The organism is Peribacillus sp. P4_D6, assembly GCF_056401795.1.
Genome location: NZ_JBFUIQ010000010.1, coordinates 73,935 through 79,934 on the forward strand (window position 1 = coordinate 73,935; position 6,000 = coordinate 79,934).

7 protein-coding genes and 1 pseudogene are annotated in these 6,000 nt (G+C 39.5%); 1 reads left to right on the plus strand and 7 read right to left on the minus strand.

Annotated elements, in window-relative coordinates:
- Window positions 1-48 precede the first annotated feature (48 nt).
- The 5 genes from AC1DVB_RS05995 to AC1DVB_RS06015 all read right to left on the minus strand — a co-directional run bounded on the left by AC1DVB_RS05995 (window position 49) and on the right by AC1DVB_RS06015 (window position 4,056).
- Window positions 49-204, minus strand: a complete 156-nt coding sequence (locus AC1DVB_RS05995; protein WP_170946919.1) for a hypothetical protein — start codon at window positions 202-204, stop codon at window positions 49-51.
- Between the two features lie 152 nt (window positions 205-356).
- On the minus strand, window positions 357-1,310 hold the full coding sequence (locus AC1DVB_RS06000; protein WP_454861766.1) for an ABC transporter permease: 954 nt from the start codon (window positions 1,308-1,310) through the stop codon (window positions 357-359).
- Window positions 1,310-2,242, minus strand: a complete 933-nt coding sequence (locus AC1DVB_RS06005; RefSeq protein WP_057276420.1) for an ABC transporter ATP-binding protein — start codon at window positions 2,240-2,242, stop codon at window positions 1,310-1,312. The genes AC1DVB_RS06000 and AC1DVB_RS06005 overlap by 1 nt, the downstream gene beginning before the upstream one ends.
- Before the next feature lie 555 nt (window positions 2,243-2,797).
- Window positions 2,798-3,292 carry a GNAT family N-acetyltransferase gene (locus AC1DVB_RS06010; RefSeq protein ID WP_095679076.1) on the minus strand — a complete coding sequence of 165 codons (495 nt, stop codon included), beginning with the start codon at window positions 3,290-3,292 and terminating at the stop codon, window positions 2,798-2,800.
- Between the two features lie 113 nt (window positions 3,293-3,405).
- On the minus strand, window positions 3,406-4,056 hold the full coding sequence (locus AC1DVB_RS06015) for an HAD family hydrolase (RefSeq protein ID WP_057276464.1): 651 nt from the start codon (window positions 4,054-4,056) through the stop codon (window positions 3,406-3,408).
- A gap of 293 nt (window positions 4,057-4,349) precedes the next feature.
- Between AC1DVB_RS06015 and AC1DVB_RS06020 the strand changes: the two genes are divergently transcribed.
- Window positions 4,350-5,147, plus strand: a complete 798-nt coding sequence (locus AC1DVB_RS06020; protein WP_477588531.1) for a peptidoglycan-binding protein — start codon at window positions 4,350-4,352, stop codon at window positions 5,145-5,147.
- A 93-nt stretch (window positions 5,148-5,240) separates the two neighbouring features.
- On the opposite strand, the gene AC1DVB_RS06025 is transcribed toward AC1DVB_RS06020, so the two are convergent.
- Window positions 5,241-5,774, minus strand: coding sequence for a GNAT family N-acetyltransferase (locus AC1DVB_RS06025; RefSeq protein ID WP_095679078.1), 534 nt, complete (start codon window positions 5,772-5,774; stop codon window positions 5,241-5,243).
- A gap of 11 nt (window positions 5,775-5,785) precedes the next feature.
- A pseudogene (locus AC1DVB_RS06030) lies at window positions 5,786-6,000 on the minus strand (phosphotransferase enzyme family protein); the annotation flags it as partial.

Genomic DNA, 6,000 nt, shown 5'->3' on the forward strand with positions numbered 1-6,000 from the left:
TCCGCGAAGTCCGCAATTAACTAGTGTATTGTTCATATGTACATGGAGCTACTGACTAGCAAACAGGTAGGAACTGATCCCCATTACGAACCCCCCGCCTATCCCGATCACTACGCCAGCAACTTTCCATTGTGATATCATCATGCCCATTAGAAATAAAGAAAATCCTATAAGTCCAATTAATAGAACCTTGTTTTTATTCATTTTTCACCCCTAAGCCCAACTGAATATCCTCATATTATCTTATACGGATAATTTTGGATAAAGGTTTCACTTTATGCCAGATTCTAAGCAGCAACATTCCTGTTGTATAAGAAAAACCGAAATCATCCACTGATTTCGGTTTTTCGCTCTATTTAATTAGTGATATCTTTTTTCTGGAAGAAGAAGAAAGTTAGCGCTAAAAAGATAAGATAATAGATTCCGAGTACACCCATCGAGAATCCAAGTGTAGCTCCATCGAACATGTCTATGGTTCCGGAAATATAGCCCCTTAAATCGAGATGGGGGAATAAGACGAATTTTAACCACTCGTATTTTCCGATGAATGATTGAATGACCATATTTAATGTCGAAGAGGCAAATAGGATGAAAATGGATATACCTACTGCTAGTGCTTGGTTTTTAAATAATGTGCTTAACATGAAAGCGATGGTCGTGATGACTAGGAATCCTGGTATCCAGTAAACGATCATGTCCACGAAATATTCGCCGACTACCACCGGACTGAATTCGAAAGATGCAGGATCCATGATTTTGTCTGAATACGAACCATTGCCAAAGAATATGATTCCGATTAGATAACTGAATATAAGCAGGCTCGCAAGTAGTAACGCTGCAAATAACAAGGAAGTAATATATTTGGAAAGCAGGATCTTCCAACGTTTATAAGGCCTGATTAACAGTTGTTTAATGGTTCCATCGGAAAATTCCGAGGAAACGAGCGAGCTGCAAACAATAACGACGAATAAAGTGACAAATGATGTTAATGATGTAGTCCATTCAGCCATATAGGTCCAATTCGTGTTTAAGTCAGGGTTTATATTATCAGCCAACAGTTGCTTGTTGTAATTAATTTCTTCCATGATGGCGGTTTTTTCTTCTTCACTGATTTCCTTAGCTTCCAAAGCCTTTTCCTGTTCTTGGATATCGGCGTTTAACTCTTGCTTCCAATCTTTATTCGTTTCGTCAGGACTTAGTTTATAATCGATGACCGCAGCCCCTAATGCTGCCAATAATAGAAAAGCGATGAATATATAAGTTGATACTTTTGAAAAGATTTTCATCCATTCATTTTTTACTAAGGACATCATACAGACTCCCTCATTTCCTGCTCAGTGATTTCGAAGAATTTATCTTCCAGCGATTTTCTGGTTATGCCAATTTCAAAGACATCCAGATCATTTGCATTAAAACTCCTGTTTATATGGGCTGTTTGTTCTCTGGTGGCTGATACGGAGATTTTCTTCGCACCATTTTTTAGGATCGTAATATCCGCAAACTGTTCTTGAAGGATTTTTTTAGCTAGCTTCCCATCACTGACGGTGAATGAAACTTCATTGATCGTTTCGGTTTTTTCATCAACAATATGTTCTTTCGTATGGATCAGTTTTCCCTTTTCGATAACGGCAAAACTATCACACATCAATTGCATTTCCGATAGTAAGTGTGATGAAATCAATATCCCGACGCCTTCACTTGCCAGTACTTTCAAATAATCACGAAACTCGCGAATCCCTTGCGGATCCAAGCCGTTCGTCGGTTCATCAAAAATCAATAACGACGGTTTATGTAAAATGGCCTGTGCCACGCCAAGGCGCTGGCGCATTCCCAATGAATAGGTTTTAACCTTCTTATCGATGGCATGATCCAGCTTGACAAGCTTAATGACCTCTTCTATTCTCTCATTGGATATGTCATTGGATGACATCCGGGCATAATGCAGGATATTCTTTCTGCCTGTCATATATTTATAGAACTCCGGATTTTCAACAATGGCCCCCAATTCATGCATCGCACCTTCGAAATCATGATCGAGGTCACTGCCATTGATCATGACCGTACCGCCCGTACGATTGATGAGACCTGTGATCATACGGATGATCGTGGTCTTCCCAGCACCATTCGGACCAAGTAAACCAAATATTTCATTGCTTTTTATTTCAAAGCTAACATTGTCTACGATGGTTGCTTTTCCAATTTTTTTAGTTAAGGATTGAACCTTAAGAACCGATTCAGACATATAATACCTTCCTTTTTTATAAATTTCCAAAATCACACAAATTCAACATTACCATATTATGCATACTATTACTATACTGATATTCTTCTAATTGGGTATATTGAACCAATTCCTCCGCCGGCGTCAACTTCCCGCCCCCATTATCCCAAAACACTGCCTTCACTTTTTTTCTTCGAAATAGCAACAACTCCTATATATCGTTACCATTTTATACGATTACGTAAGGAGAAAGTTTCAGGATTATTTTATCTGATAAGGAAAATTCACTATAATTTATACAATATATAGATAAATCCGATAGAAATGGCCAGACCCAATGCAAATAGAAGGATTTTTCTAATAATGGAAGGTAAGAGCTTATATATCATCATTAAAATTACATCGATGAAATTTGTGGGTACTCCGGAGCCGAACTCTTTGATTTCTTTCTTTTTGCCAAATAGGGCGAACCACATTATAAAAAGACCGCATAAAATAAAAATGATGGAAAAAATCTTATATCCCATTGAATGTCACCCGTTTCCTCATAGGCTAAACGATATTGTTATTATTATCTTAATTTTCAAGTTTCAAAATGAATTCTTCAACCTCTTTGTCTCTTGCATGGGAATATCCTTTGTCTTCATCGAATCTTTCAAATCCGCATTTTTCCAGCACCCGGATGGATGCAAGGTTATCCTTGGCTGCGCGGGCATAAACAGGGCGGACTTTTATTTTCGGCAAAAAATGGAGCAGTGCACATGTAGCGATCCCTTTACCCCAAAATTGCTTCCCGATCCAATAACTCACTTCCGGGTTACCAAACTGTTCAAACTTGAGAATGCTGCCTGCCACACCCCCATTGCAGAGTATGGTCATTTTTTGAATATCCCGGTTCGATAAGATGTTCTTCCAGTGTGTCAAAAAAGCCGTCTTGTCTGATGGATCCTTAGATGTGAAAGCAGCCATATAGTTTGCGGCAGGATCCAATTGCTGCTCGAAAAAGATAGGAAGATCACTCTCCTTGACCTCCCGCAAGCGGACTCCTTCGTCATTTGTTTGCAATCCCATAAACTCATCCCCCACACCAATATATAACAATCATTAAAACTGGAAAAACCGAAGACTCTGCCATCTTCGGCGCGGTTTCATTCTTTCATCTTACTATAATTGCCGTTGAACTGTTATTGCTCAATATGCTTGATAACATCAGACAAGCTCTTATCCGCCATGGATCGGAGGCGTAAATGATGATTTTCAAAAGCTAAAGCGTCCGTCACGGGATTTGGTACGATTACACACTTCAACCCAGCAGTCAGGGCCGCTTGAAGCCCATTTAACGAATCTTCAAATGCTACGGCTTCTGCAGGCTGAATGCCTAGGACTTCAATTGCCTTTACATACAAATCGGGCGCTGGTTTAACTTTATCAACATCATCCCCTGTAATCATAACTTCAAAATAGTGTAACAGTCCGAGTTCCCCCAAATGATGAGTGACCCACTCTTTTGTCGAGCTTGAAGCAAGGGCGATTTTATATCCATTTCTTTTTGCTTCTTCTAGATAATCCTTCACACCTTCACGTGCCTGTGCTGTTTTCATCTTTACTTCATGGAGGCTTTTTGCTCTGGATTCAATTTCTTCAATATTACACCTTTCCCCCAGCTGATCTTTGAAGTACTGATTTAGTTCAGTATTATCGGTTCCGATACATGTAACAAAATGTTCGAGAGGCAAATCAGATTCATAAAAAGCCATCGTTTCTCTATAGGCCTCATACCAAACCGTTTCCGTGTCTAAAATTAAGCCATCAAAGTCGAAAATAACTGCCTTAATCAAATGATTTCCTCCTTTAACCTTACAATAAAATTTATATTAACTTAAACGTACATGAATGAATGCCCCTGTTCAACCAAACGATTCCGTTAGTTTCATATGAAACTTGATTTTTTCCCATAATTCGACAATTGATAAGGATATGGTAACCCGATGTCCGCCTCATTTCTTTTCTTTATGTTACATGTTTTAACAATTACTTAGTGCCTTCGCGGTGTTTTTCCTTAACTGCGCCTAAAAGAGTKATAGTTTAACGAATGGTTTAATTGCAGGAAACAACGAGGAGGATAAACATGAAGAAAATTTTATTAACGATCCTAACGGCTTCTGTATTCATTCTAGGAGTTTGCATGCCAACTAAAGGCGAAGCCGCTGCTTTGGATCGCACACTTTCATTTGGAATGAGTAATAGTGATGTTAAAGAATTACAAGAATTATTACTGACAAAAGGGGTTTTTCCCTATCATGAAGCAACAGGTTACTACGGCCCGATTACAAAGGAATCCGTAAAGAAGTTTCAGGAAAAATCAGGGCTGAAAGTCGATGGAATATCAGGAACACAAACGAATCAGAAAATACAGGTACTGAAAAGCGGGGATATGGGAAGACCTGTAGCTGAACTGCAAAGGCTATTGAAAGCCTGGGATGTTTACTCATCAACGGTCGATGGCATTTATGGATCAGGTACAAAACAAGMAGTCATGAACTTTCAAAGGCAAAAGGGATTATCCGCTGACGGTATAGCCGGTGCACGGACCTTCAGTAAATTAGAACAAAGAGCCAGTTCAGCAAGCTCAGCCGTTAAAGAACTGACGGTCACAAGTACAGCTTATACAGCAAGCTGCGAAGGATGTTCAGGCAATACAAGAATGGGTGTCGATTTAGAAAAATATGATGATGCCAAACTGATAGCAGTCGATCCGAACGTGATTCCGCTAGGCTCCATCGTAGAAGTCGAAGGCTACGGACAAGCCATTGCTGCAGACACGGGCGGTGCAATCAAAGGAAACAGAATCGATGTATTCATCGCAAAAGAATCAGATGCCCTAACGTGGGGAAGAAAGCAAGTGAAGGTAAGAGTCATTAGATAATGGATGACCTAAATATCGTTTTACTATAAAAATAGATACATACCCAAACCGCAAAGAGCATGTATGAAATCCATTCATGCTCTTTCGGTCTGTTTAAACCAATTTGTACATGATAATGTCATCAACGTATTCACTTTCGCTCATCTTGAATTCTTTGATTTTACGGCCTTCTTCAACAAACCCCAGCCGTTTATACAATGATATTGCCCGATGATTCGTTGAAAAAACCCCCAAACCCACCTTTTCAATCAACGGATTGGCTTCTGCCCAATCCAATAACGCCTCAATAAGCTCTTTTCCGATTCCCATCCCTCTGAAATTTTTTCTGATCATCACCCCAAATGAGCCCTTGTGGAACATTCTCTTCCTATTTTCCGATTGAAAGGCTATCCATCCAACCACTTCATCATTCATTTCAGCCACGATGATGGTTTCCCGTTCATTTTCCAATAACCTTCGTATCCAATCTCGTTGCTGTTCAGGTGTTTTATTGAACTCCTCCGATACGGCAATAAAATACTCGCCTTCGGAGATAACGGAATTCTGTACATCCAAAACCGCTTCCGCATCTTCCAATACACCAGTCCGGATCATATATGCAAGCCGATTATTTTTCATTCCTGGCATTCCAATCCCCCTTAATGAACCATGTTCGGATCGAAGTGAACAATAGTCCGGCCTTCCATGATTCTTTGTTCAATTTTTTGAACGGTATTGGATAATGAACGATCCGCATTCTTCAAATCATACTTTTTATGAAAAAAGTTATATAACGTTAAATCCCTTAGCTTTAAAAATAGAGGAATCGTTTCGTATTCCACAGGTGCCAAGATATTTTCCGTCTCATACCCTT

What these genes read in the sequence shown, in the direction of transcription:
- AC1DVB_RS05995 (WP_170946919.1), bottom strand. Translation starts at nt 204, where the DNA reads ATGAATAAAAACAAGGTTCTATTAATTGGACTTATAGGATTTTCTTTA.
- AC1DVB_RS06000 (WP_454861766.1), bottom strand. Translation starts at nt 1,310, where the DNA reads ATGTCCTTAGTAAAAAATGAATGGATGAAAATCTTTTCAAAAGTATCA.
- AC1DVB_RS06005 (WP_057276420.1), bottom strand. Translation starts at nt 2,242, where the DNA reads ATGTCTGAATCGGTTCTTAAGGTTCAATCCTTAACTAAAAAAATTGGA.
- AC1DVB_RS06010 (WP_095679076.1), bottom strand. Translation starts at nt 3,292, where the DNA reads ATGGGATTGCAAACAAATGACGAAGGAGTCCGCTTGCGGGAGGTCAAG.
- AC1DVB_RS06025 (WP_095679078.1), bottom strand. Translation starts at nt 5,774, where the DNA reads ATGCCAGGAATGAAAAATAATCGGCTTGCATATATGATCCGGACTGGT.